28 protein-coding genes and 2 pseudogenes are annotated in these 23,753 nt (G+C 71.0%); 14 read left to right on the plus strand and 16 right to left on the minus strand.

Annotated features, from left to right (window positions below; all coding sequences use genetic code 11):
* Window positions 1–32: 32 nt before the first annotated feature.
* The 5 genes from O2W15_RS23750 to O2W15_RS23770 form a co-directional block, all read right to left on the minus strand.
* Complete coding sequence (locus O2W15_RS23750) at window positions 33–1,361, minus strand: FAD-binding oxidoreductase (RefSeq protein WP_269181253.1); 1,329 nt, start codon at window positions 1,359–1,361, stop codon at window positions 33–35.
* Window positions 1,351–2,424, minus strand: coding sequence for an alkene reductase (locus O2W15_RS23755; protein WP_269181254.1), 1,074 nt, complete (start codon window positions 2,422–2,424; stop codon window positions 1,351–1,353). The genes O2W15_RS23750 and O2W15_RS23755 overlap by 11 nt, the downstream gene beginning before the upstream one ends.
* Before the next feature lie 116 nt (window positions 2,425–2,540).
* Window positions 2,541–3,083 (minus strand): SRPBCC family protein, encoded by a 543-nt coding sequence (locus O2W15_RS23760; protein WP_269181255.1) that lies wholly within the window; start codon window positions 3,081–3,083, stop codon window positions 2,541–2,543.
* Between the two features lie 96 nt (window positions 3,084–3,179).
* Window positions 3,180–4,130: an alpha/beta hydrolase gene (locus tag O2W15_RS23765; RefSeq protein ID WP_269181256.1), complete on the minus strand. Its 951-nt coding sequence runs from the start codon at window positions 4,128–4,130 to the stop codon at window positions 3,180–3,182.
* Window positions 4,131–4,176: 46 nt separating this feature from the next.
* Window positions 4,177–5,121 (minus strand): NADP-dependent oxidoreductase, encoded by a 945-nt coding sequence (locus tag O2W15_RS23770; protein WP_269181257.1) that lies wholly within the window; start codon window positions 5,119–5,121, stop codon window positions 4,177–4,179.
* 99 nt (window positions 5,122–5,220) lie between these two features.
* Here O2W15_RS23770 and O2W15_RS23775 point away from each other — a divergent pair, with 99 nt between their 5' ends.
* The 4 genes from O2W15_RS23775 (at window position 5,221) to O2W15_RS23790 (ending at window position 8,357) form a co-directional block, all read left to right on the plus strand.
* Window positions 5,221–5,493: a hypothetical protein gene (locus O2W15_RS23775; protein ID WP_269181258.1), complete on the plus strand. Its 273-nt coding sequence runs from the start codon at window positions 5,221–5,223 to the stop codon at window positions 5,491–5,493.
* Between the two features lie 70 nt (window positions 5,494–5,563).
* A complete protein-coding gene (locus tag O2W15_RS23780) occupies window positions 5,564–6,514 on the plus strand; it encodes an NADP-dependent oxidoreductase (protein WP_269181259.1) in 951 nt (316 codons plus the stop codon).
* A 65-nt stretch (window positions 6,515–6,579) separates the two neighbouring features.
* The gene (locus tag O2W15_RS23785; protein WP_269181260.1) at window positions 6,580–7,452 is read left to right on the plus strand and encodes an LLM class flavin-dependent oxidoreductase; all 873 of its coding nucleotides are present in this window, start codon (window positions 6,580–6,582) and stop codon (window positions 7,450–7,452) included.
* A 206-nt stretch (window positions 7,453–7,658) separates the two neighbouring features.
* Window positions 7,659–8,357, plus strand: coding sequence for a class I SAM-dependent methyltransferase (locus tag O2W15_RS23790; RefSeq protein ID WP_269181261.1), 699 nt, complete (start codon window positions 7,659–7,661; stop codon window positions 8,355–8,357).
* Between the two features lie 161 nt (window positions 8,358–8,518).
* Here the strand turns inward: O2W15_RS23790 and O2W15_RS23930 are convergent, their stop codons facing one another.
* On the minus strand, window positions 8,519–8,686 hold the full coding sequence (locus O2W15_RS23930) for a hypothetical protein (protein ID WP_331253891.1): 168 nt from the start codon (window positions 8,684–8,686) through the stop codon (window positions 8,519–8,521).
* A gap of 29 nt (window positions 8,687–8,715) precedes the next feature.
* On the opposite strand from O2W15_RS23930, the gene O2W15_RS23800 reads away from it, so the two are divergent.
* From O2W15_RS23800 to O2W15_RS23820, 5 genes are all read left to right on the plus strand, one after another.
* On the plus strand, window positions 8,716–8,946 hold the full coding sequence (locus O2W15_RS23800; RefSeq protein WP_269181262.1) for a hypothetical protein: 231 nt from the start codon (window positions 8,716–8,718) through the stop codon (window positions 8,944–8,946).
* Between the two features lie 55 nt (window positions 8,947–9,001).
* Entirely contained in the window at window positions 9,002–9,634 is a 633-nt protein-coding gene (locus tag O2W15_RS23805) for a hypothetical protein (RefSeq protein WP_269181263.1), read from the plus strand.
* 302 nt (window positions 9,635–9,936) lie between these two features.
* On the plus strand, window positions 9,937–10,587 hold the full coding sequence (locus tag O2W15_RS23810) for a hypothetical protein (RefSeq protein WP_269181264.1): 651 nt from the start codon (window positions 9,937–9,939) through the stop codon (window positions 10,585–10,587).
* 82 nt (window positions 10,588–10,669) lie between these two features.
* A complete protein-coding gene (locus tag O2W15_RS23815; protein ID WP_269181265.1) occupies window positions 10,670–11,023 on the plus strand; it encodes a histone-like nucleoid-structuring protein Lsr2 in 354 nt (117 codons plus the stop codon).
* 199 nt (window positions 11,024–11,222) lie between these two features.
* Window positions 11,223–11,555, plus strand: a complete 333-nt coding sequence (locus O2W15_RS23820) for a hypothetical protein (protein ID WP_269181266.1) — start codon at window positions 11,223–11,225, stop codon at window positions 11,553–11,555.
* A 144-nt stretch (window positions 11,556–11,699) separates the two neighbouring features.
* Here the strand turns inward: O2W15_RS23820 and O2W15_RS23825 are convergent, their stop codons facing one another.
* Window positions 11,700–12,125, minus strand: a complete 426-nt coding sequence (locus O2W15_RS23825; protein ID WP_269181267.1) for a hypothetical protein — start codon at window positions 12,123–12,125, stop codon at window positions 11,700–11,702.
* Between the two features lie 495 nt (window positions 12,126–12,620).
* Between O2W15_RS23825 and O2W15_RS23830 the strand changes: the two are divergent.
* Window positions 12,621–13,545 (plus strand): annotated as a pseudogene (locus O2W15_RS23830) (transposase).
* 65 nt (window positions 13,546–13,610) lie between these two features.
* Here O2W15_RS23830 and O2W15_RS23835 read toward each other — a convergent pair.
* Entirely contained in the window at window positions 13,611–14,111 is a 501-nt protein-coding gene (locus O2W15_RS23835; RefSeq protein WP_269181268.1) for an ImmA/IrrE family metallo-endopeptidase, read from the minus strand.
* A gap of 89 nt (window positions 14,112–14,200) precedes the next feature.
* A complete protein-coding gene (locus O2W15_RS23840; RefSeq protein WP_269181269.1) occupies window positions 14,201–14,527 on the minus strand; it encodes a helix-turn-helix domain-containing protein in 327 nt (108 codons plus the stop codon).
* A gap of 152 nt (window positions 14,528–14,679) precedes the next feature.
* On the opposite strand from O2W15_RS23840, the gene O2W15_RS23845 reads away from it, so the two are divergent.
* On the plus strand, window positions 14,680–14,883 hold the full coding sequence (locus tag O2W15_RS23845; protein ID WP_269181270.1) for a hypothetical protein: 204 nt from the start codon (window positions 14,680–14,682) through the stop codon (window positions 14,881–14,883).
* A 78-nt stretch (window positions 14,884–14,961) separates the two neighbouring features.
* Complete coding sequence (locus tag O2W15_RS23850; RefSeq protein WP_269181271.1) at window positions 14,962–15,762, plus strand: hypothetical protein; 801 nt, start codon at window positions 14,962–14,964, stop codon at window positions 15,760–15,762.
* A 159-nt stretch (window positions 15,763–15,921) separates the two neighbouring features.
* On the opposite strand, the pseudogene O2W15_RS24125 reads toward O2W15_RS23850, so the two are convergent.
* The 4 genes and pseudogenes from O2W15_RS24125 to O2W15_RS23865 form a co-directional block, all read right to left on the minus strand.
* A pseudogene (locus O2W15_RS24125) lies at window positions 15,922–16,252 on the minus strand (tyrosine-type recombinase/integrase); the annotation flags it as partial.
* Window positions 16,141–16,818, minus strand: a complete 678-nt coding sequence (locus O2W15_RS23855) for a tyrosine-type recombinase/integrase (RefSeq protein ID WP_269181272.1) — start codon at window positions 16,816–16,818, stop codon at window positions 16,141–16,143. The pseudogene O2W15_RS24125 and the gene O2W15_RS23855, both read right to left, overlap by 112 nt.
* A gap of 214 nt (window positions 16,819–17,032) precedes the next feature.
* The gene (locus tag O2W15_RS23860) at window positions 17,033–17,383 is read right to left on the minus strand and encodes a hypothetical protein (protein ID WP_269181273.1); all 351 of its coding nucleotides are present in this window, start codon (window positions 17,381–17,383) and stop codon (window positions 17,033–17,035) included.
* A gap of 2 nt (window positions 17,384–17,385) precedes the next feature.
* Window positions 17,386–17,844: a hypothetical protein gene (locus tag O2W15_RS23865; RefSeq protein ID WP_269181274.1), complete on the minus strand. Its 459-nt coding sequence runs from the start codon at window positions 17,842–17,844 to the stop codon at window positions 17,386–17,388.
* Between the two features lie 290 nt (window positions 17,845–18,134).
* On the opposite strand from O2W15_RS23865, the gene O2W15_RS23870 reads away from it, so the two are divergent.
* On the plus strand, window positions 18,135–18,332 hold the full coding sequence (locus O2W15_RS23870) for a hypothetical protein (protein WP_269181275.1): 198 nt from the start codon (window positions 18,135–18,137) through the stop codon (window positions 18,330–18,332).
* 114 nt (window positions 18,333–18,446) lie between these two features.
* Here the strand turns inward: O2W15_RS23870 and O2W15_RS23875 are convergent, their stop codons facing one another.
* The 3 genes from O2W15_RS23875 to O2W15_RS23880 are packed head-to-tail and all read right to left on the minus strand — an operon-like array spanning window position 18,447 to window position 22,683.
* Window positions 18,447–19,295 carry a fumarylacetoacetate hydrolase family protein gene (locus O2W15_RS23875; protein ID WP_269181276.1) on the minus strand — a complete coding sequence of 283 codons (849 nt, stop codon included), beginning with the start codon at window positions 19,293–19,295 and terminating at the stop codon, window positions 18,447–18,449.
* On the minus strand, window positions 19,292–20,083 hold the full coding sequence (gene cofC, locus O2W15_RS24130; RefSeq protein WP_442928889.1) for a 2-phospho-L-lactate guanylyltransferase: 792 nt from the start codon (window positions 20,081–20,083) through the stop codon (window positions 19,292–19,294). Before cofC ends, O2W15_RS23875 begins: the two co-directional genes overlap by 4 nt.
* On the minus strand, window positions 20,080–22,683 hold the full coding sequence (locus O2W15_RS23880) for a bifunctional FO biosynthesis protein CofGH (RefSeq protein WP_269181277.1): 2,604 nt from the start codon (window positions 22,681–22,683) through the stop codon (window positions 20,080–20,082). The genes cofC and O2W15_RS23880 overlap by 4 nt, the downstream gene beginning before the upstream one ends.
* Window positions 22,684–23,047: 364 nt before the next feature.
* Here O2W15_RS23880 and O2W15_RS23885 point away from each other — a divergent pair, with 364 nt between their 5' ends.
* The gene (locus O2W15_RS23885; protein ID WP_269181278.1) at window positions 23,048–23,422 is read left to right on the plus strand and encodes a hypothetical protein; all 375 of its coding nucleotides are present in this window, start codon (window positions 23,048–23,050) and stop codon (window positions 23,420–23,422) included.
* Window positions 23,423–23,753 lie beyond the last annotated feature (331 nt).

Here is a 23,753-nt window from a genome sequence, read left to right on the forward strand (position 1 = left end):
CCTGAGGAGCAGCCGTCGCCCGGGCGCGCGGATCACCCGAGCAGGCGGGACCGCCGGATGCGGCCGCCCGGGTCGACGGTGTCGGCGACCGCCGCGGCTCGCGCGCGGACGTCGGCCGGCAGTGCATCCGGCACGCTCGCCGCCCCCTCCACCCACGAGCCCGGTGTCGAGCCGGCATCAGCGGTCGACCACACGGCTCGCCCCCGGGCGAAGCCGGCCTCGATCCGGTCCCGGGGGAACAGGGTGAGCGGCGCGACGGCGTGGTAGAGGAAGTCGCCCGGCGGGGCGACGACGGCCCCCGGACGGCGGGCCGGTGCCCCGGCCACGTGGCGGATCTCCATCATCACGATCGCGGCGTCGTCCGCTGCCGCGGTCGCGAGCAGCGCTCCGGCGATGTCCGGGGTCGACGCGTCGAGCCACCGCGCGTCCCCGATCGCCGCGGTCGCCACCGGCGGGTCGAGGTGGATCCGGGACAGGCCCGCCGCGTCGGTCGGGCCCCAGCTGTCGGAGACGGGCTCCGCAGCTGCGCGCATCGCGTCGAGCAGCGGGGCCGCCGCGCCCGGCCCATCAGGATCGGCGATCGCGAGGTGGACGGCGACCTCCCCGTGCAGCTCCTCCGGGAACGGGGGCATCGGAGGCACGTGGAGCACCCCGATGCTCGAGGAGACGGTGCCGCCCAGTGTCCCGATGGTGCGCGCCCAGGCGTCGATGAGCTCCGGGAGCGCGTCGGCGTGCCACAGCAGCGCCCCGGCATGGAGGTCCGGCGCGGGGGCGAGGTCGAACTCCAGCGTGTGCGCGATCCCGACCCCGCCGGCCCCGCGGAAGGCCCACATCGCCGCGCGGTCCACCTCGTCGGGAGCGTCGTCCGCGGCGGTGCGCGAGCCGCCGCTGCCGTCGACGTAGTGGACGGCGCGGAGCGCTCCGCTGGCCAGTCCGTCCCGGCGGACCAGCCACCCGATGCCGCCGCCGAAGGTGTACCCGGACACCGAGACGCTGGGGGCCGAGCCGGCGAGCCCGAGCAGTCCGTGCTGCTCGGCGGCGGCGTTCACGGCCGCCCAGGTCGTGCCGGCCCCGACCACGGCGACGCGGGAGGTCGGGTCGATGGACACGTCGGTGAGCCCCGACGTGTCGAGCAGCACCGCTCCGTCGTCCACCGGCGCGCCCGCGCCGTGGCCGGTCGCCTGCGGCACCACCTCGAGCGGCGTGCCCGACGACCGCGCGAGCGCGGCCACCTCGTCCAGCGCGGGCGCGATGTCCTCGGGGCGGGCGACGACCGCGACCCGGGTGGGTCGCTGCTCGCGGGAGGAGTTGTGCGGTCGGGTCGCCGCGGCGTAGCGGTCGGAGGTCGCGTCAACGAGCACGGCTGGTGACCTCCTCGAGCGTGGGGTAGTCGGTGTACCCGCGGTGGTCCCCGCCGTAGAAGGTGGTGGGGTCGGCGTCGTTGAGCGGCGCGCCGGCTCGGACGCGGGCCGGGAGGTCGGGGTTCGCCAGCGCCAGGGCACCGACCGTGATGACGTCGGCGAGGCCGGCGTCGAGGTCGGCCACGCGGGTGTCGATGTCGGTGCCCGCCCGGTTGAGCAGGAGCGCCGTCGGCCAGGCCCGGCGCAGGTCCCGCAGCAGGTCCTCGTCGCCGAAGTGCAGCAGGTGCAGGTAGGCGAGGTCCATCGGCGCCAGGGCGCTCAGCAGGGCCGAGTACAGGGTGTGCGGGTCGGCCTCGACGATGTCGTTGTAGGGGTTGCTCGGCGAGATGCGCAGGCCGGTGCGGTCGGCGCCGACCTCGTCGGCCACCGCCGAGACGACGTCGACGGCGAACCGGATGCGGTTGGCGATCGAGCCGCCATGGGCGTCGGTGCGCTGGTTGGCGTTGTCGGAGAGGAACTGGTGGACGAGGTAGCCGTTGGCGCCGTGGACCTCCACGGCGTCGAAGCCGGCCGCGACGGCCGCCGATGCCGCGTGCCGGAACTCCTCGACCACACCGGCGACCTCGTCGGTGCCCAGGGCCCGCGGGGTGGGCATCTCCTGCGGACCCGAGGCCGTGAACATGACGCCCATGGGGCGGACGGCCGACGGGGCGACCGGCTGGCGGCCGTGCGGGGTGTTGTCCGGGTGCGCGACGCGGCCGGTGTGCATGAGCTGGGCGACGATGCGCCCACCCTCGGCGTGCACCGCGTCGGTGACCTCGCGCCAGCCGGTGACGTGGGCGGCGGTGTGGATGCCGGGGGTCAGCAGGTAGCCCTGCCCGTCCGCGGAGGGCTGGGTGCCCTCGGTGACGATCAGCGCCATCGACGCACGCTGGCGGTAGTACTCGACGTTGAGCTCGGTGGGGACGCCGTCCGGCCGGGACCGGTCGCGGGTCATCGGGGCCATGGCGAGGCGGTGCGGCAGCTGCATGCGGCCGACGGTGATGGGGTCCCAGAGGGTCATCTGACTGCTCGATTCTCGGAGTGCGTGCCGGAGCACGGGGGAGGGGAGGGCGGACGCGGAGGGCGTCCGCCGGGTGGGCTGCGGTGCCCGGACGGGGGCTGGCTGGTCCGGCGACGTCACGGGAGCAGGGCCGAGGCCTCCGCGTCCGGGCGGGCACGCTCGTCGCGGTGGATCCGCTCGGCGGCGCGTGCGGACCCGACCACACCGGCGGTCATGTAGTTGCGCCAGAGCGGGCCGACGATCCGCCGCATGACGAGCGAGCGGCCGGGGAGCGGCTTGAACTCATAGGTCCACCGGATGAGGGTGCCGGGCCCGTCCGGGGCGAAGGTCCACTCGCCGCGGACCCCCGCGACGAGGCGACGCAGGACGTTGGTGAACCCGGTGACCTCGTAGGCGAAGGACGAGGGCTCGTCGTACTCCGTCAGCATCTCCCGTGCGGTGGTCCCGTCGGTGAACTGCGGGTTCCGGGACGATCCGGTGTGGTCCCACGCCGCCGTCTGGTCCTCGACCCCGCGGATGCCGGGGAAGGGGCCCCAGCCGGTGAAGACCAGGGACAGGTCGATCGGGACGATGAGGCGGAACGCATCTGCGGGCGAGAGCGTGGTGCGGGTCTGCACGGTGATCGGGACGGTGCGATCGCCGGCACTGATGAGCGGCATGGCTGCTTCTTCCTGTGAGTGGGTGAGATCTGTCGGCGCAGGTCGAGGCGCCGGCGGCGCCTGTGCGCAGCCGACGGGAGTGGCGTGTGGTCCGGGTCAGATCGACCGGAGCACCCGGACCCGATCGGCGATGGCCCGCCGGGCGACGTCGGACTCGAAGGCGATGGCGTCGAACTCGTGCGGGGCGCCGGGGTGCAGGTGGAACTCGACCTGCACCCCGGCCCGGCTGAGCGTGGTCGCGTAGGCGGTGTCCTCGTCGCGGAAGAGGTCGAGCTGTCCGACCTCGATGTAGGCCGGCGGCAGACCCGACGCGTCCTCGAGCCGGGCCGGCGCCGCGGTGGCCGGCACGTCGGGTCCGCCGGCAGCCGCCCCGAGCAGGGCCGGCCACGCGGTGAGGTTGTCCTCGTAGGACCAGAGCAGGTACGGCCCGATGTGCGGGTCGCGCGTGGTGGTGCGGTCGTCGAGCATCGGCATGACCAGGATCTGGCGGGCGATCTGCGGGCCACCGCGCTCGCGGGTCAGGATCGACAGCGCCGCTGCCAGGCCGCCGCCGGCGCTGTCGCCCATCACGCCGATGCGGTCGGGGTCGACGCCGAGGTCGGCGGCGTGCTCGTGGAGCCACCGCAGCGCGGCGTAGGCGTCCTCGAGCGGCGTGGGGTGGGGGTGCTCGGGTGCGCGGCGGTACTCGACGGACAGCATCGGCACCCCGCTGGCGGACACGTAGCGGGAGACCGGCCCGTCGAAGTGGTCGATGCGGCCGAAGAGGTAGCCGCCGCCGTGGAAGAACAGCACGGCCGAGCCCGGGGTCACCCCGTCCTTCGCGTACCAGCGCATCGTGATCTGCGCGCCGTCCTCCGCGATCGCGACGTGCTCGCTGGTCGTCACGTCGGCGGGGGTCGGCTGGGCGGTGCCCGCGGCAGCGAGGATCGGCTCCCACATGGCGCGCCGCCCGTCGACGTCGCCCACCGCCGGCGGCGTGGCCTCCGCCATCGCTGTGGCCATGGGGGCCAGTGCGGCGGCGATCTCGAGATCGAGGTGCAAGGACATGGCTGTCTCCTTCGTGAGCTCTGTGGGTGGGGGAGGGGTGGGGTGGTCAGGTGCCGGCCGGGAGGACGACGACCTTGCCGGGGAGCCGGCCGCAGGCGGCCCGGGCGTGGAGGGCGGGCAGGTCGGCCAGCGCGACCCGCTGGGCGACGTCGATGACCAGCTCACCGGTGCACACCCGAGCGACCAGGTCGGCGAGCTGGTCGGAGTCGCTGCGGACGACCAGGTCGATGCCGCGCACCCCGCGCCCCTCGTCGGAGGGAGCAGGCAGCCCGCCGGTGGTGGTGACGAGTGCACCGCCTGCGCGGATCAGCGGGACCAGCGCGGCCAACTCCTCCTCGGTGACCGGCACGAGGTCGAGCACGAGGTCGACCGGCTCGCGCACCGCCGCCGTCAGATCGGTGAGCGTGTGGTCGATGACCTCGTCGGCGCCCGCCGCCTCGACGCGCCGAGCGCTGCGCGGGCCGGCCGTGGCGACCACCTGGGCACCGACCTCCTTGGCCAGCTGCACGGCGTACCCGCCGACCGCGCCGCCGGCCCCGATGATCAGGACCCGCTGCCCGGCGGTCAGGTCGCCGTGGTCGAACAGGGCCTGCCACGCGGTCAGGCCGACCAGCGGCAAGGCCGCCAGGTCGGCCAACGGGAGCCTCCTGGGCGCCCCCGTCAGGAGCTCCGCCGGCGCGATCACGTGTTCTGCTGCCGCCCCGGCCGCCGTCATCGGCAGGAGTCCGACGACCCGGTCGCCGACCGCGACGACGTCCACGCCGGGACCGAGGGCGTCGACCGTGCCGGCGACGTCGATCCCGGGGGTGTGCGGCAGCCGAACCGGTACCTGCCCCCGCATCTGACCCGCGCGGATGGTGGTGTCCACGCCGTTGAACGAGGTGGCGGTGACGCGGATCCGCACCTGGCCTGCGCCGGGGACGGGCTGCTCGACGTCCTCGTGGCGCAGGACCTCGGGGCCGCCGAACTCGTGGAAACGGACCGCCTTCACCACTGGACCTGCTTCCGCTGGATGTGCCGCTGGAGTGCGGTGCGAACCCAACGTCGCAGGTCCTGGCGCGGGCAGCCTGGGCCGGACTGGCCCACCCTGATGACCGCCGGCCCGACGGCCGCGCTGACCTCCTCCGCCGGTGAGGCGGCCGACCGCCATCGTGTGTTTTCAGGTCCTGAGAGCACACGCCGGCTGTGGCGCGTCAGGAGTTCCGTCACGCTCGACGGGAACCTGATCGCGACCCCCGGTGGCCTGGCGGCCCTCCTGCTGACCGCAGCGCCGCGATCAGCCGACGCTGCGCGGCTGGTGGAGGTGGTCGGCGCAACCGATGGGCGGGCGGTCATCAAGGTGGGCCAATCCGGCCCAGGCTGATCGCGCCGGGACCTGCGACGTTGGGTTGGCAAGGCACCCAACGGCACATCCAGCGAAGGCAGGTCCAGACATGAAGGCAGTGCGTTTCCACGAGGTAGGCGGTCCCGAGGTCCTGCGTTACGAGGACGTCGAGCAGCCCGTCCCCGGCGCAGGTGAGGTGCGGGTGCGGGTGGCGGCCTCGGCGTTCAGCGCCGCCGACGCCGGCATGCGCGGCGGTTTCCTTCCCATCCCGATCCAGCTGCCGCACGTGCCCGGTTACGACGTCTCCGGCACGGTCGACGCCCTCGGGGACGGCGTCGGCGGCACCACCGGCGAGGGTGGTCTGCAGGTGGGGGATGCGGTGATCGGGTTCCTGCCGATGGAGCGGGACGGCGGCGCGGCGGAGTACGTCATCGCCCCGGCGGAGGCGCTGGTCCCCGCGCCGGTGAAGGTCCCGCTGCCCGACGCGGCAGGTCTGCCGTCGGTGGCGCTGACGGCCTGGCAGGCGCTGTTCGACCTCGGTGAGCTGACCGCCGGGCAGCGGGTCCTGGTCAACGGCGCCGGGGGAGTGGTCGGCAAGTACGCCGTCGCGCTGGCCAAGCGGGCCGGGGTGCACGTCGTGGCGACCGCCAGCCCGCGCAGCAGCGCCGCCGTCCACGCAGCCGGCGCCGACCAGGTCATCGACCACACCACCACCGACCTGCTGGACGCGGTCGAGGAGCAGGTGGACGTGCTGGTCAACCTCGCCCCCATCGACCCCGACCGGTTCACCGCGCTCGTGGCCCTGGTCCGCGACGGCGGCAAGGTCGTCAGCACCACCGCGTTCATGGCCACCCCCGGCGACGAGAGCCGCGGCGTCAGCGCAGCGACCGTGTTCGTGCTGCCCAACCGGGACCGCCTCACCGAGCTGGTGTCCCTGGTCGACAGCGGGGACCTGCAGGTCGAGGTCACCCGCCACATCCCGCTGGCAGAACTGCCCGCGCTGCACGCCGAGGCCGCTGCCGGTCCCATCGAGGGCAAGGTCGTCGTCGAGCCGGCCTGAGCCCGACCCGAACACGCGCACCACCGGCTCCACGTGCTGGAGCCGCTGACCGACAGGAGCTTGCCGTGCCACTACCCGTGCTCTTCGGAGCCAACGTCGACCCGCTGTCGCAACCGGTCGGCCGCTCACTGCACCAGGCGACGCTCGTCGACCGGCTGGGGTTCGACCTGCTGACGATCCAGGACCACCCGTACCAGCACGCCTTCGACGACACCTGGACGCTGCTCACCTTCCTGGCGGCGCGGACGACCTCGGTCACCCTGGTGCCGACCGTCATCTCGCTGCCGCTGCGACCCCCGGCGGTGCTCGCCAAGGCCGCCGCGACCCTGGACCGCCTCAGCGGGTCGCGCGTGCAGCTGGGCCTGGGTGCCGGGGCGCTGTGGGACCCGATCGCGGCGATGGGCGGCCCGCGTCGGCAGCCGGCCGAGGCCGTTGCCGCCCTGGAGGAGGCGATCGACGTCGTCCGGGCGATGTGGAGCGGGGAGCGCAGCGTGCGGGTGAAGGGCGAGCACTACGGGCTGGCCGGCGTCCACCCCGGGCCGGCGCCGAGCCCCTCGCTGGGGTTGTGGCTCGGCTCCTACGGTCCGCGGATGCTCGCCCTCACCGGCGCCCGGGCCGACGGCTGGCTGCCCAGCTACACCTACATGGACCTGGCCGCGCTGCCGGCCGCCTCCGCGCGCATCGACGCCGCGGCCACCGAGGCCGGCCGGGACCCGGCCGCCCTGCGCAAGGTCTACAACATCGCCGGCCGCGTCTCCACGACGTCCGCCGGGACCTTCGACGAGCCGGTCGGCGCATGGGTCGACCGTCTCGTCGAGCTCGTCACGGAGGTGGGCATGAACGGGTTCGTCCTGTGGCCGCTCGACGACCACGAGCGGCAGTACCAGGTCTTCGCCGAGGAGGTCGCGCCAGCGGTCCGCGCCGCCCTCACGGAGTAGCTCCGCACTGACGGCCGCTCCACGACCTCGGGTCCGCCGACGCGGTGAACGGCTGCCGACCTCGCCCGGTCAGCTCCGGGCGCGCCGCCGACGCCGGGACACCCGTTCCTCCGGACTCGCTGATCTGCACTGCGCGTGTGTCGGCGGGCCAGTGGCTGGCCCGGATACGTTGACCGCTCGATCAGTCACCGGAGGCGGGGTCCCACGTGAAGGTCAACGACTACGACGGTTTCGGTGCGGCGTACTCGGCGGAGAACGAGGTCAACCTCATCAACGCCCACTACGAGCGACCCGCGATGCTGGACCTCGCCGGCGACGTACGCGGTCGCCGCATCCTCGATGCCGGGTGCGGCTCCGGGCCGCTCGCCGCGGAGCTGCGCGCCCGGGGTGCCGTCGTGACCGGCTTCGACTCCAGCGCGGTCATGGTCGACTTGGCACGGGAGCGGCTCGGTGGGGACGCCGACGTGCAGGTCGCCGACCTGGCGGCGCCACTTCCCTTCGCCGACGGCGGCTTCGACGACGTGACCGCGTCGCTCGTCCTGCACTACCTGCGCGACTGGACCGCACCGCTGTCCGAGCTGCGTCGGGTGCTGAGGCCAGGTGGCCGACTCGTGCTGTCGGTCAACCACCCGCTGCTCTACAAGATGCTGAACCCCGGCGCCGACTACTTCGCCGTCACCGAGTGGACGGACGAGTACACCTTCGATGGCCAGCCGGCCGTGCTGACGTACTGGCACCGGCCGCTGCACGCCATGACGGATGCCTTCTCGGACGCCGGCTTCCAGGTCGCCGTCGTCAGTGAACCGCCGTGGTCGCCGGACACCCCAGCGGAGCTGCTGCCACCAGGGTTCGAAGGCCGCACGTCGTTCGTGAGCTTCATCTTCTTCGTGCTGATCGCGAGCTGAGCCAGCGACTGGCCCCACGCTGACCAGGGCGGTTCAGCGGGCACGACAGCCGGTGACGGGTGCCGCCGAAGCGGGTGATCCGCAGGGCTGACCAGCCGCTGGAGTGGACCAGCGACGGACACCCTGCCGGTAGCCGGCGGACGACGCGGGCGCGGCGCCGGTCAGATGTCGAGGCGGCGCTCGGCGCCGGTGCGCCACTCCAACAGCACGATGCTGGCATCGTCCTGCAGGTGGTCGGCCTGGTGGTCGAGCACGCGACGCACCAGCCGCCGGAGCGTCTCCGGCGCGGAGTCGCCCTCGGCGGCGCCGCGGTGGACGAAGTCGGCCAGCCGTTCCTCGCCGAAGAACTCACCCTCGGGTGAACGCGGTTGTCGGCCTCACCGTCGAGCCCGGCCTGGAGCGCCTGGCCCGGATCCGCATCCTCGCCGCGCACTCGGCCGGCAACCAGGCCGAGGAGGAGAAGGCGATCGCCCAACTGCTCGCCGTAGCCGACGATCTGGGTGGCGACCTCGAGGAGCAGACCGAGAAGCTCCTGGCGGACCTGGCCGATCCTGACCGCGCCAACGACCTGACCACGCGCGCGCTGTGACGAACATGGCGCTGAGCGACCCACGAAGCAGCCACCTGATACCAGAGGACTCCCGATGACCACCCGCCCCGCACGCCGACTCACCGCTGCGGCCGGCATCGCAGCCCTCACCCTGCTCATCAGCAGCTGTAGCGGCCAGGACGACCCGGTGGCCGAGCCCACGCCGAGCTCTGCGGCGCCCACGCCGAGCTCTGCGGCGCCCACGACGAGCGCGCCGACGTCCTCGAGCGTCGTCCCCGTCAGCGCAGAAGATCAGGCAGTCGCTGAAGCTACCGACTTGGTGAGGGCGTACTACGCGGAAATCGACCGTGTGAATCTAGATCCCAACGCGGACGCAAACACCCTGCGTGACGTGGCGGCCAACGAGGCCTTCGACCTGCAGTTGCGGACGGCGCTCCAGACGAAGGCCAGGGGATTGACCCAGATCGGGGACGTACGTGTTCTCGAAGTAACACCCTTCAGCATCGACCTCTCATCCGACTCAACGACCACCCCCCCGAAATACCCGACCATCGTCATGGACACGTGCATCGACGTGAGTGGCGTCAATGTGGTAGACGCGGAAGGCAAGTCGGTGGTTGCGAGCACCCGCCCCCCTCAGTCAGCGGCGCGCATAGACGTCGTCCAGTTCGATTTTGGATGGCGCGTGAACGCCATCCAGTCAGCGGGACAGCCATGCGAAGATTAATTCGAGCAGTCCTAATTGCCCTCACCGCGGGCCTGATTGCCGTCTTTCTGACTCCCCAGACTGCCCTGGCTGATCCTGAGTGCAGCGTGCTCAACCCGACCACGGGTGAGTGCATCATCGCTATCGAGATGCCGGGGACTCCAGTAGCGCCCGAGACCCCCCCGCCTGGACAGGGCGGCGGAGGCGGCGGCGGACAAGCGCCAGCACCGGCGGCATGTGTCGATGACGCGTTCTTCCCCGTCCCCACGCCAGTGGACTGTGTCCGTGACGGTGGCTACTGGTCTAACGACCGAGACTGCTACGTGGCGGTGGCCGATCCTCAGCCGCCGGCCGGCGATCCGATCTATGGCGGCAACACCGGTGGTCTCGTGTATCGGTGCTCCTACTCCGTCACCATCGGCGGGACGGGCGCAACTTACTTCTGGTCCGACGTCCCGCCAGCGGGGTCGGCAGCGCCCCCGGACCCGGCTGTGCTCGCTCAGCAGGCGGTGGACGCTATGCAACTGCGGGCCATCGAGATCGGCATCGTCCCCGAGGCGGCGCCGGACAGGATGGGTCTGGTCGGCCTTCCGACGTGGATGTGGGTCGATCAGCCCGCCGAGAACACCTACGGGCCGATCAGCCGGACGGTGGCAGCGGGCGGTGTCAGCGTCACGGCCACCGCGGAGGTGAGGAACGTCGTCTGGTCCATGGGCGACGGGCGCAGCGTCACCTGCACAACGGCAGGCACCCCGTACGCGGATTCCTACGAACGCCAGAGCTCCCCGGACTGCGGGCACACCTACACCCGCACCAGCGCAGGACAGCCGAGCGGCGCGTACACCGTCGCGGCGACGTCGAGTTGGACCATCACCTGGGCCGGCGGGGGACGAACCGGAACGATCGACGACATCTCTTTCACCCAGGAAGCCCAGGTTCAGATCGGTGAACTGCAGGTAATCCAGACCCGGTAATCAGACTCGCCGACCGCTCCTCGGAAACGATCCCTTACGCTTCATCTAAAGTGATCGACCGTAATCCGGAGAGGGAGTGACCATGGCACGCAAGACCCAGATCGTTCTGGAGGACGACCTCAGCGGCGAGGTGCTGGAAGACGGTGCCGGCGAGACCGTCAGTTTCAGCCTCGACGGACAGGCCTTTGAGATCGACTTGTCCTCCGAGAACGCCAGCAAGATGCGTGACGACTTCTCTCGTTATGTCGGCCACGGACGGAAGGTCGCCTCGAGCGGCTCGGTTGGCCGGCGGTCGGCGAGCCGAGGCCGGCCCAGCGCAGAAGGCAAGCGGGACCTTGGACCCGTGCGGGAGTGGGCCCGTCAGAACGGCCACGACGTGTCCGAGCGTGGCCGGGTCAGGGCCAGCGTGACCGAGGCCTACGACGCCGCACACTGATCCCGGCAAGCCGCGGGCGAAGTGCCTTCTTATGAAAGCCACCTCGGCCGCGGCTGATTGGCGGCCGAGCAGGAGGGTGACGGTGCCCCGGCTGCGGGCGAAGTCGGCGTTGGCTGGTGGGCGGGAGTCTCCGGTCCGACGGCAGGAGGCGATGGTCGGCTTGTTATCGATCCCGTGGTTACTGACCGAAGCTGAAATCTTGCTGCTGGCCGCCTTCAGGCACTGCCTCCCCCCACTCCAGGCCGCCGACCTCATCAGCGTCGAGGACGACCCCGCCACCGGGGACCGCTGTGCCCAGATCCAGTGGGAGCACCTGCAGCCGGCGCTGGCCGCCGGGAACATCTTCGGCAGCAGCGGCGAGCTGCGGGTGCTGCGCGCCGCCGCCTCCCTCGTCGACGGCCAGCCGATCAACCTCGGCGACGTCGCCTCCAGCTGGACCGCCGGGGCCTCACCCCGCTGCTGGCCGCGATCGCCCACGCCGGGGGCAGCCACCGGCACCCCGAAGCGACCACCGACCCCGCCAGCGGCATGACCTTTCGCGGGGACAAGGTCCCTCCGCTCATGGCCTGGCCTCCCCGCACCTGACCAGCCCATCCGGGTCCGTCCGGGTCCCGGCCGACCCGGTCCCGGACAAGGACGACGTGGACCAGCTCGGGGTGAGCCCGGTGGTGCACGGTCAGGTGAAGGCGTCGTCGAGTGCGTCGGGGGGCATGTCCAGGTCCCGGCGTACCGGGGTGCGGGCGACCCCGAGCATCCGCCCCTCACTGCCGGGAGGCAGCTCCGAGGGGTCCCCGCCGGTCGCGGGATCGGACAGGGCCCGCTGCAGGCCCAGGGTGAACCACCGGTGGGCCTGCCGCCGGTCCCCGGTGACCTCGTAGCTCTCGCCCACGAATGAATACACCGCCAGGTCCCCGGGTCGGGGCCGCCGGATGTCCTCGGCCACGGCCCGGGCCTCCTCGACTTCGCCCGCGGCCAGCAGTGCGTGGTGCAGGAAGGTGCGAACGTCGGGTGGGACGTGGCCGCCGGCCGCCACCGCCCGCCGGCACAACTCCAGGGCGCCGGGGGAGTCCCCGGCGAAGGACAGCTGGTCCGAGGCCGCCACGTACAGCTCGGCCGGACCGACCTCATCCTCGGGGTGGGGAGCGGCGGCGGCAGCCTGCAACGAGGCGGCGGCGGACAGGTGCGCGCGCGGGGGTGCGCGCGGCCCAGGCGATCGCCTCGATGTCGTCCTCGGTCAACGGCTGACGCACCCCAAGAACCCTACGACCCACCCCGGCCCCCGGCTCCCGGGCGCCAACCGCACCGCGGGCGCCGACGACACCACGGCTCCACCCAGCGGCTCGTCCTAGCGACCCTGCCGTCGTCGACTCGTCCCGGGCGGGCTGGTCGCTGTGGGCCCGGTGGACAGGGGCGGGCGGTGTCGTCCCGCCTGCCCGCGTCAGCGCCGCGAAGGCGGCCGTGAAGCTCGCCGCCGGACCGCGGATTGCTAGCTCATCGCAGGTGAGGGTGTAGAGGCGGGCAGCGGGCTGGTGCTGGATAGAGGACGAGGTCTCCCGAGGATGGAAGTTCTCACACTGCCCATCCGCAAGACCTCGACGTGCTTGACGCTACCTTCGCTCGCCCTGACCTGACGACGTTCACCCGCCTCGATGAGCTCGGTCTGGAGGTCACCGGGCAGCTGCTGAAGCCTCATCGTGCGGTGCTGGCCTGCCGGGTCGTGGAGCCCGACTCGTGGTGCCGGCGCTGTGGCTGCGAAGGCGCCCCGCGAGACACCGTCATCCGGCGGCTGGCCCACGAGCCGCTGGGCTGGCGGCCCACGATGTTGCTGGTCACCGTCCGCCGCTACCGCTGCGGCGACTGCGGGCACGTGTGGCGGCAGGACACCAGCAGGGCCGCCGGCGATGGATGGGTTCACCGGCTTCAAGACCGCCACCACCGAGGAGCTACCCGAGGCGGTAACGGTGACGGATCCCTTCCACGTCGTCCGGCTCACCGGCGACGCCCTGGACCGCTGCCGCCGCCGGGTCCAGCAGGACCTGTACGGGCACCGCGGTCGCGCCGCCGATCCGCTCTACCGCGCCCGCCGCACCCTGCACACCGGCGCGGACCTGCTCACCGACCGCCAACGGCAGCGGCTGACCGCGCTGTTCACCGGCGACGCTCACGTCCAGGTCGAGGCCACCTGGAGCATCTACCAACGCATGATCAGCGCCTACCGCGATCCCGACCGGACCCGCGGCAAAGCCACCATGGTCACTCTGATCGCCGCACTCGGCTCCGGCGTCCCAGCGGCGCTGACCGAGCTGCGCCGCCTCGGCCGCACCCTGACCCAGCGGGCCACCAACGTGCTCGCCTACTTCGACCGGCCCGGCACCAGCAACGGCCCCACCGAAGCACTCAACGGCCGCCTCGAGCACCTCCGCGGCTCCGCCCTCGGCTTCCGCAACCTCACCAACTACATCGCCCGATCCCTACTCGAGACCGGGGGGTTTCGACCGCGACTACACCCTGGATTGCGATGAGCCGGGAAACCTGACGGCCGAGGACTCCACCGGCTGTCCTCCGCCCGGCGGTCGCGCCCTGACCATCACGCCCTGACCGTCATGTACTTGTCCACTCCGCTCTTGCCCCAGCGCCAGTTGACCAGCTCCCGGGAGAGCTGATGGTGGGTTGCGGTCTCCGCCCGGCCCCAGCCGCGGCGGGCGGCGTGCTGGATCGCAGTGTCCGGGAGCAGCAGCACCCCGCCCAGCCAGTCGGCTTCCCGCTCGTGGGCCTCGTCGTACTCCCGAAGCAGCTGGCCGTCGACCAGCTGCATCCGGCCGTGCGGGTGGCCCAGCAGGAAGTGGGCGATCTCGTGGCCGAGGCTGTTGTTGATCCGCTCGGCCGAATGGGTCGGGTTGTAGATCGTCAGGTGCCCCTGGGCGGTCTCCAGGCTGATGGCCGACCAGGTGTCGGGGTGGCCATCGGACTCATCGGTGAGCTCGGCCAGGTCGGCTGGGGAGAGGGAAGGCAGCTCCGCCGGGGTCAACAGGGCGATGCCGTGGTGCTCGGCGAGCAGGCGGGGGTCCAGTCGATCCGCCGGAGTCACCTCCAGCAGCGCACGTTGAGCCGCAGCCTCCCGCTGACACTGAGCTTTGAAGCCACGCGGGAACATCAATGAGGCCGAGGGCACGTTCCTCAGATCTCCTTGTTCTCGGGACGACCGAGGTCGTGGTACGCCGCTCGCACCAGGGCCGCCAGGGCGTTCGCCGTGGCCGGCGGCAGCGTGCGGTCAGCCCGTAGATGAGCCTCGATCGGTTCCGGCCCGGTGGTGCGCTGCGGTCCGGCGATGAACAGGTCAGCGGAAACGCCCAGCCAGTTCACCAACGCCGCGAAGCTGCCGGTGTCGGGCAGCTTCCCGTTGATCACCCGCGACAGTGTCGCTGCACTGATCCCGATCTGCCCGGCAGCCTCACGCAGCTTGAGCCCCTCGTCACCGAGCTTGGACTCGATCGCCGACGCCAACTCATGAACCCGGAAGGGAGCAGCCTCAGGCACCGCACAGCCTCCTTACGTACGAAACGGGGATGCATCCTTGCAACATGGCCGTCATGGACCTATCGTCTCATATGTGCAACGTCGTTGCACGTACTCGCTCCACGACATCGGGAGTGGTCATGGCACATCGCAGCGCACGCACCGGTCGTTACGTCTCCAGCTCCACGGCGGCTCGGCACCCCCGCACCACCGTCACCGAGCGCGGGGGCAACACCTCGCGGTCCACGAACTACCGGTCGGCGATCACCGGCCACTACGTCACCGAGAGCACCGCTCGGCGGCACCCGAACACCACCGTCACCGAGCGCGGCAAGGGCTCCTGAGGCTCAGGCGGTGCGGGTCGGCAGGCCCGCACCGCCACCCCGCCCGAGTCCAGTCATGACCGTCTAGGAGGCCTCGCCGTGCTGACCTTGCTGTCCATCGCCTTCCTGCTGCTCATCGCCTACAGCCTCGGAGCCGCTCTGCGCTCCCTGCGGGTCGGTCCCGTCCGGGAGGAGTACCTGCGCGTCGTCCGGGCCGTGCGCTGGTGGATGGTGCCGCTGGCGGTGGCCGGCCTGGTGGTCGTGGTGGCGGTGTACACCGTCCTGATCGCCTTCGGGCCGGCGTGGATGGCGTGGGGCTGGTGGTCGACCCTGGGCGGCGAAGGCAACGTAAACCTCGGTCAGACCGGCAACGAGGGGCTGTTCTGGTCGGTCACCGGGTGGCTCATCCCGGTGGGGTTCGCACTGGCGGTGCCCTTACTGGCCCGCCAGGAGGAGATGCTGTTCCGCCATGGCACCGAGAACTCCACGGCGCTCCAGACGCTGACCCGCAGCTTCGTGTTCGGGCTCGTCCACCTGGTCGCGGGCATCCCGATCGCTGCTGCGCTCGGCCTCACCGTCTTGGGGCTCGTGTGGGCCGGGATGTACCGGCTGGCCTTTCATGGTCCTCGGATGCCGGCACTCGTCGCCGCCCCGGCGGTCAACTGGGGTGAGTACGAGTCCATTTCGGACACCCGGGAGCGCCTGGCATGGCTCGGGCAGCGCTTGGCGGGCCTCGATGCTGAGGTGGCGGCCCTGCAGGAGCGCAACCGCAGCCGGGCTGAGTGGGAAGCCGACTGGGAGAAGGCCCGTGAGCGGGCCACCGATGTCGCAGCCGCGGCGCACAGCGTGAGCAACTGGTGCGTTATCGGGCTCCTGCTGGTCCTGCTGGCCTTCGCCTGAGACTCGAGCCGGCGCCGGCCCGACTGTGCGCCGGACGGTCAGTCGTCGGCGAGGGCTGCGGCGACGGCGTAGGTGGCGTTGCGGGACGTTGCCGCGGGTGCGGTCGTAGAGCCGGGTGGTGCGGGGGTCGCGGTGGCCCATGGAGTCCTGGACGTCGCGGAGGGCGACGCCGGCGTTCAGGGCGGTGGTGGCGTAGGTGTGCCGGGCCGAGTGGGGGCTGATCCGGGTCGGGGGAGGCGATGCCGGCGTCGGTGGCCAGCCGGCGGAGGAGTCGCCAGGCGGCGGTGCGGTCCAGGGGCTTGCCGCTGGTGGTGGTGAAGATCGGTCCGGTGGTGCGCTCGCCGATGAGCTGGTCCAGGACGTGCTGGACGTCGGGGGTCAGTGGGGTCTTGGCGCGGCGGCCGCCCTTGCGGCGGATGCACAGCACCCGGTGCCCGCGGTCGTGGTCCAGGTCCTCGATCCGGGCGGCGAGGGCTTCGCTGATCCGCAGCCCGTTGAGCACGAGTAGCGCCGGATGAGGGCGTCGGAGCGGGGGGAGTGGGCGCGGGCGGCGGCGAACAGGGCGTGGACCTCGCCGCGGGTGAGCCCAGACGTCATGGACTCGTCATCGACGGTAAGGCGCTGCACGGCGGTGAACGGGGAGCCGGTGACGGCGCCGTGGCGGGCTGCGTAGCGGTAGAAGCCGTGCAGGGCAGAGGTGCGGCGGGCGATGGAGGCTGCGGCGAGGGTGCGGCCGGTGCGGGGGTCACCGTGCTCGGCCAAGACCCGGAGGTAGGCGTCGGCGTGATGGATGCCGGCGGCCAGAACGTCGACTCCCAGGCTGGCGCACCAGGTGAGCCAGCCGGTGAGGTCGGCGGCGTAGGCCTCCCGCGTGCGGGGGGACCGCTTGGACAGCAAGAACCCGCGGACCAGGTCCTCCAGCGTGCTCAGCTGTTCGGGCCTGACGGCGGGGGAGTTGTCTCGGGCCGGCGCGATTGCCGACCCCAAAGTTGCGGAGTGCACCGCTGGCTCTGCGTCGGAGAACGTCGCCACCAGCGCAGGCAGCCGCTCGGTCACCGCGCACCCCCTCACGGTTAGTACTTGAGCTCCGCAGCTGATCCGCCGGAGCGTCACCCGGTGCAGCATGGAGTAGCCCACCGACGGTTCATATGAGAGATCCGTTGCTGAATGGACTGTGGCGCTCCGGGGCAGCGGCTACTCGTCGAGCTCAACGACACGGCGGGTAGCCGCGGCCGAGTGCGGCATTGCGCTACCCATCCACGCGAAGCGGCTACTTAGTCTCGCTCGGATGACTTGTGTGTACCTGCTCCACGACGACCGTTCGCTCGTGAACGTAGAACCAGATGCGCGCGGTGCCTTTCACCGTTGGCTTGTGCTGCCATCGCTCGTGAGTTGTTCCTCCGCGTGAGGTCGTGCCGAGTTCGCCGCGCAGGGGGTAGTTGGTCGGAGTATGAAGCAGGGGCGTCCCCGTAAGAAAGTCCCAGGTCTCCGTCATGGGGTTGCGGATGGTTGCGACGAGGTCTTGCCACCCCTTGCGTGCCTGCACGGTGCCGAAGCGGATCTCGTACTCGGTTTTCTTTTGGGGCCGCGGGACAAGCTCGCCGCGCTTGGCCGCCGCCACGGCTACGGACGCTCCACAGTCTCGTCGCCGTCGAGCCAATCGAGGTCTGCACTGCCGAGCCCGGCGGCGAGGGCGGAGGCGGTCTCCCTCCATGACACCAGCTCTGCGATCACGAGATGGGACTGATTGGTGGAGAACGACGCACGCGCGGCATCCACGAGATCTTGCGCGCAGGCTGCGCGATCCGTCGGCGATAGTGCGAGCATCCACGGAAAGGACTTGGCCATGCGCTCGGCGAGCGGGCCGCCCTCATCGAGGGCGACGGTGATGAGTTGCGCGGCGAACTCCAGCAGGCGGGAACGGCTTTCAGCTTCGCGCTGTGACATGAGGACCAGCGGCTCGCCGTCGCGCCGGGTCACTGTCACGGGGTGGTCCTCCGCCTCAGCGAAGACCTCGGCCGAGTGCTTGCTCAGGTCCGAGGAGCGTCGCGTCGCGAGCGAGGTGTCCAGTGCAGCCGTCATGAACCCATCGTATTCGGAATATGTTCGGAAGTCCAGAGACCATGCCGACGATGCCTGATCGCCGCTCGTCGCGACTCGGTCGCTGGGTGGGCCAACACACACCGGAGGCCGGCTGCGATGCCGGGGAGCGGGCGAGCAGGACGGGTTCGTGGACGACGATGCCCAGCCTGTCATCGGGCGACCGCTTGAGAGGCCAGCGGGGCGCAGACATGGTTGCAGGGTGCACTCTTCGCGGTCATCCAGCAGCGTGATCGTGAGAACGCGTCGGCTCGCCCCAGATACAACATAACGTGGGGCAGAGCCAGTACCAAGACGTCATCGACGGCCTGTCCACCGCCGGCCTGCCGGCCACATTCGCCCAGACCGGTGGCATGAACGCCGCGCTCGAGGTCCTCCTCGACGGCGGCCACTCGCTGCTCATCACCGACTTCGAAGACTCCCCACCGCAGCGACTACCGTCGTCCCCTCGGTTTCGAGCGTCCACTTGACCCGTGGCCGGGACAGTTTCTCCCGGGATACTGACGTGCTCCCTGTGTGTGCGCCCGATATCGGTTCCGCTGATCGTGGCTTGGATATCGGCCGGCCCGCGTGACCGGACGGAATTAGGGCTTCCGGGCGTCGTTAGAGACGATGCGATTCGTGAGCAGACCGAGGCGCTCGACCTCGACCTCGACAACATCGCCCGGTTGCAGCAACCACTGCGGATCCCGGCCGTAGCCGACACCGGACGGCGTACCGGTGGCGAGCAGGTCTCCTGGACGCAGGGTGAGGGTGTGGCTGATGAGCGAGAGGGTATCTCCGACGGTGTAGACCATATCGTCGGTGGAGCCATCCTGGACGGTCTCGCCGTTGACGCGCGTCTCAAGGCGGAGGCCATCTCGCAGGTCGCCGACCTCGGAAGCGGGCACGAGCGGCCCGAGGGGGCCGGAGTTGTCGCCATTCTTGCCGAGGATCCACTGGGACGTCAGCTTCTGCGCCCGCCGTGAGGTGATGTCGTTGAAGGTCGAGTAGCCGACGACGGCGGCCAACGCGTCGTCGGGGGTCGCGTCGACGAGTGTGGAGCCGACATAGGCGACCACCTCGCCCTCCCAGTCCAGACCTCGTTCGTTCGCCGGCACAGGCACGGGCGCGCCACTCACCGACAGTGACTGCGTCCAGCGGGCGAACAGCGTGGGATAGGGCGGTAGCTCTTCGCCGGAATAGGAACCTTCCGCGACGTGCTTGAGGTAGTTCAAGCCGATGCAGATGACACGTGCGTCAGGAAGTACCGGTGGAACGAACTGGACACCATCCACCGGGAGGATCCCGCCCTCGGGGGTGCGGCTCAGATAGCCGGCCGCGTCGGCCCAGAACTCCTCCAGCCCGGCGACCACGGCAACTGATGTGCCTTCGTCCGACAGCGCGGCGACGTCGACTCCACCGCCGTCCCGACGGATACCGACGAACCTCATGCGTCCTCCCAATGTGTCCTCTGCGGCGGTTTCCCTGCCGCCTCCTGCGAGCACGTATCCAACGCCCGCGCCCGTGCCACCTCCGTCGCACGAGACGAGCCGCGCCCGGTATCCGTTGTCGGCATATGGCTCGGGGGTGCCTCGGGGCGCGTGGTCGTGAGCGTCGTCATGAAGGCGTCTGTGTGAGGGCCGAGACCCAGAGCTCGGGCACAATCCAGATCGTCGAGGGTGTCGACGTCCTGACGGAGCCCTGTCAGTTGCGGCAAGAGGATCTCCTGGGCGCCGCTCCGGACGTGGCGTGTGCGGGAACGAATTCCGAAGTGTGGCCAGAACTCACTGTACGAACGGGCCGCGAACAGGGTCGTGCCCTCTCCCTGTGCGTCGGGGACGAAAGCAGTCGGCATGCCGACCGCTCGGACCAGCGCCCGAGTGATCTCCTCCGGCCGCAGGGCGGGAAGATCCGCGGGCAGTGCCGCGATTCCATATGGCGACCCTTCGGCTCCGCATGCGGCGGCTCCGCGTCGCAAGGCGCCGTTCAGCGAGTCCGCGGGACGATCTGCCACGAAACGCACCCGTGGGACGCCGAGAAGGCTGTACCAGCGTGGGTCCCCGCTCACGACGACCAATCCCTCGACATCGGGACAGGCGAGGACTGCGTCCCGCACGTCGCGAGCCATGGCGATGACAAGACCGCGACGGTGGTGCAGTGGCAAGTCGCATAGTCGCGACTTAGCTCGGTCCAGGGCCTTGAGAGGGACGACGACGAACCAGCCTGCTGCGCGACTCACAGCGGGGTGGTGGATAGGGTGAGCCGGGCGCGGCCCTCGTCGGAGCGGGCGGTCGCGAGGCGTTCGGCTGACGGGGTGCCGTACTCGGTGGTGCGCTGGCGGGCGGGCCGGCCGATCGCGGTGGCCATCGCCTCGAGTTCGGCGATGGTCTTCAGCGAGCCGTTCTCACTGCCGGCCATCCGGCTGATCGTCTCCTCCATCAGCGTGCCGCCGAGGTCGTTGGCCCCGCCCTGCAGCACTGCCTTCGTGCCCGCGTCGGCGAGCTTGACCCACGAGGTCTGGATGTTGGAGATGCGCCCGTGCAGCAGCAGCCGGGCGACGGCGTGGATCGCCCGGTTCTCCCGCACGGTTGGCCCCGGCCGGGCCACGCCCGCGAGGTAGATCGGCGAGTTGTGGTGCACGAACGGCAGCAGCACGAACTCGGTGAAGCCGCCGGTGCGGTCCTGCAGCGCCGCGAGGGTACGCAGGTGCCCGACCCAGTGCGCCGGGGTGTCGACGTGGCCGTACATCATCGTCGACGTCGTCGGGATGCAGACCTCGTGCGCGGTACCGATGATCTCCAGCCAGGTCGCCGTCGGCAGCTTGCCCTTGGTGAGCACCCACCGGACGTCGTCGTCAAGGATCTCCGCCGCCGTGCCGGGGATCGAGTCCAGTCCCGCCTCCTTCAGACCAGTCAGGAAGTCGCGGAACGACAGCCCTGTCCGCGCCGCACCGTTCACGATTTCCATGGGGCTGAACGCGTGCAGGTGAATGCCGGGCTGCCGCTGCTTCACCTCGCGGGCCAGATCGAGGTAGGCGGTGCCCGGCAGGTCGGGGTGGATCCCGCCCTGCATGCAGACTTCGGTCGCGCCGGCCGCCCACGCCTCGTCGACGCGGTCGCCGACCTGCTGCATCGACAGCGTGTAGGCGTCGGCGTCGGTGCGTCGCTGGGCGAACGCGCAGAACCGGCAGCCGGTGTAGCAGACGTTGGTGAAGTTGATGTTCCGGTTCACGACGTAGGTGACGTCGTCGCCGTTGACGTCGGCGCGGACGGCGTCGGCGAGCGCGCACAGGTTCTCGAGGTCGGTGTCGTCGGCGCCCAGCAGCGCCAGGTACTCCGCGTCGGTGAGCCCGGCCGGGTCGGACTCGGCGTGCAGCAGCGCCGCCAGCACCTCGCGGTCGCCGGCGGCCAGCGCGGTCGAACGCCCGTCGCGGGCCGACGTCGTGCGGTCGCGAAGTTCGGACCAGTCGCCGTAGACGGCGTCGAAGTCGCTGCGCCGGTCGGTCGTCCGCCCGACGGTGTCGACCTCGACGTGCAGGTCGGTACGCCCTGATGACGTCCACGACTCGTCCGGCTCCTGCCACGGCAGCCCGGCCGGCGTCCGCCCCTCGACGGCCAGGCCGTCCGGCCCGGCCAGCGCGGCGACGTGCGGCCGCACCCGCGGGTCCAGCCACGGCTCGGGCTGCAGCACGTAGCCCGGCTGGGTGGCCAGCCGCTCGCGCAGCGTGAACCCGGCCTCGGCGCTCAGCGCCGCGAGCTTGTCGGTGTTCGGCCAGGGCCGCTCGGGGTTGACGTGGTCGGGGGTCAGCGGGCTGACGCCGCCCCAGTCGTCGACGCCGGCGCGCAGCAGCAGCCCGAGCTCGGTGGAATCCGACAGGTTCGGCGGTGCCTGTACCCGCGCCTTAGGGCCGAGCAGCAGCCGGGTCACGGCGACCGCGGCCACGTACTCCTGCAGTTCCAAGTCATCGTGGGCCTGCATCGCGGTGCGCGGCTTGGCCCGGAAATTCTGCACGATGACTTCCTGCACGTGCCCGTGCCGCTGTGCGCCGGCCCGGATCTGCAGAATGGCGTCGACCCGCTCGGCGTAGTCCTCGCCGATGCCCAGCAGTATGCCCGTGGTAAACGGAACGGCGGAGCGCCCGGCGTCCTCCAGCACCCGCAGTCGGACGGCGGGCTCCTTATCGGGGCTGCCGTAGTGCGGGCCGCCGGGCTCCGACCACAGCCGGGTCGCCGTCGTCTCCAGCATCATGCCCATGGAGGCCGACACCGGCTTGAGGCGCTGGATCTCCTCCCACGACAGCACCCCGGGGTTCAGGTGCGGCAGCAGTCCGGTCTCCTCCAGCACCCGGATCGCCATCGCCCGCAGGTAGCCCAGCGTCGAGTCGAAGCCGTGCGCCTCCAACCACTCGGCGGCGACCGGCCAGCGCTCCTCCGGGCGGTCGCCCAGGGTGAACAGCGCCTCCTTGCAGCCCAGCGCCGCCCCCGCCCGGGCGATGTCGAGCACCTCGTCCGGCGACAGGTAGGGCGCCTTCCCCTCGGCGCGCAGCTGCCCGGGGGTGGTCACGAACGTGCAGTAGTGGCACCGGTCGCGGCACAGGTGAGTCAGCGGGATGAACACCTTGCGGCTGTAGGTGACCACCCCGGGGCGCCCGGCCGAGGCGAGCCCGGCGTCCCGCACCCGGGAGGCGGCGGTCAGCAGCCGGTCCAGGGGTTCGCCCTCGCCGAGCCCGCGGGCGTGCAGCAGGGTCTCGGCCTCGGTGGCGTCCAGCGTCACCCCGCGCTCGGCGCGGGTGAGGGCACGGCGCAGCGCGGACCCGGATGCAGCTGACCGTAGCGTCATAGCTTGGCAACCTAGTCGGCCGCAGGGGCTCTGCATACTCTTGACGACGAGCGCATCCGCTCGTATGCAGTTAGACGTGTCCATCCCACGCCGCCCCGCCGACGGCACGTGGCACCATGACCGGGGGGAGTCATGCGGACCGCATCGTTGGAAGACTCCTCCACGGACAGGCCAGCTGAGCGGCGAGAATCCTGCCCTGCCCTGCCCTGCCGCGACAGATTCCCACCGCCGGGTCGATTGCTGTGTCGATGCCCGTGAGGACGTCGAGCGCGTTGGCCTCAGCCATAGGCCGTGCCGTGGCTCCTCACGAAGGCGCGCTTGAAGGGATGCCAGCGGGGTTACGTCCGAGGTCAGGAGACGGTCGATGTACACGGCGATCTTGCGTTGCGGAACTGTCCTCGCCTACGAGACCCGAAACTTCGTACCGAACGAGGGCGACGTCGTCACCTTGTCGCCGACACGGTTCTGCGCGGTCTGCCGCGCCACGGGTGGTCATCAGGTGGCGTTGGGCACCTCTCTGCTCCCACGGCCGAGGCCTCGGTCACAGCACGAGCTCGTCGACTTCCTGCGAAGCCGGCCCGTGACCACGGTGCATGTCCTTCGCCGGCGGCGTTTCACGTTGCGGCTGATCGCCGAAGCGGCGGCCGACGGGATCCTTGAAGTCGATTTCCGCGCAGGACGCATCGCCCTCCGTAGGACAGAACCACCGTCAACGGTCTCCATCGGGCAGCCGGCGTGACCGCACGAATGCGGCTACGGCATGGCTCGAGACTCTCAAGCGGGGAAACGTGTCCGTCGACACCCCTGGGCCTGCAGTTCTGCCTGATGACGCCGACCCAGCCGCATCGATTCGTCATCCGCGACGACCTCAGGCAACGTATCGGCGCCGGCATCGCTTGGGCACGAAGCCTTCCTGCCATGGCGTAGAACCCGGAAGGCCCGCCGGACTCGGACGAGTTAACACTGAAGATCTCCAACGAAGGGTGCGTCAGCAGAGTGGCAGCCAGCAAGAACAGCTTCGGAGCCCGGGCGACGCTCGACGTCGACGGCACCGAGTACGACATCTTCCG

It is taken from the genome of Modestobacter sp. VKM Ac-2979, assembly GCF_026967995.1.
Taxonomy (GTDB): domain Bacteria; phylum Actinomycetota; class Actinomycetes; order Mycobacteriales; family Geodermatophilaceae; genus Modestobacter.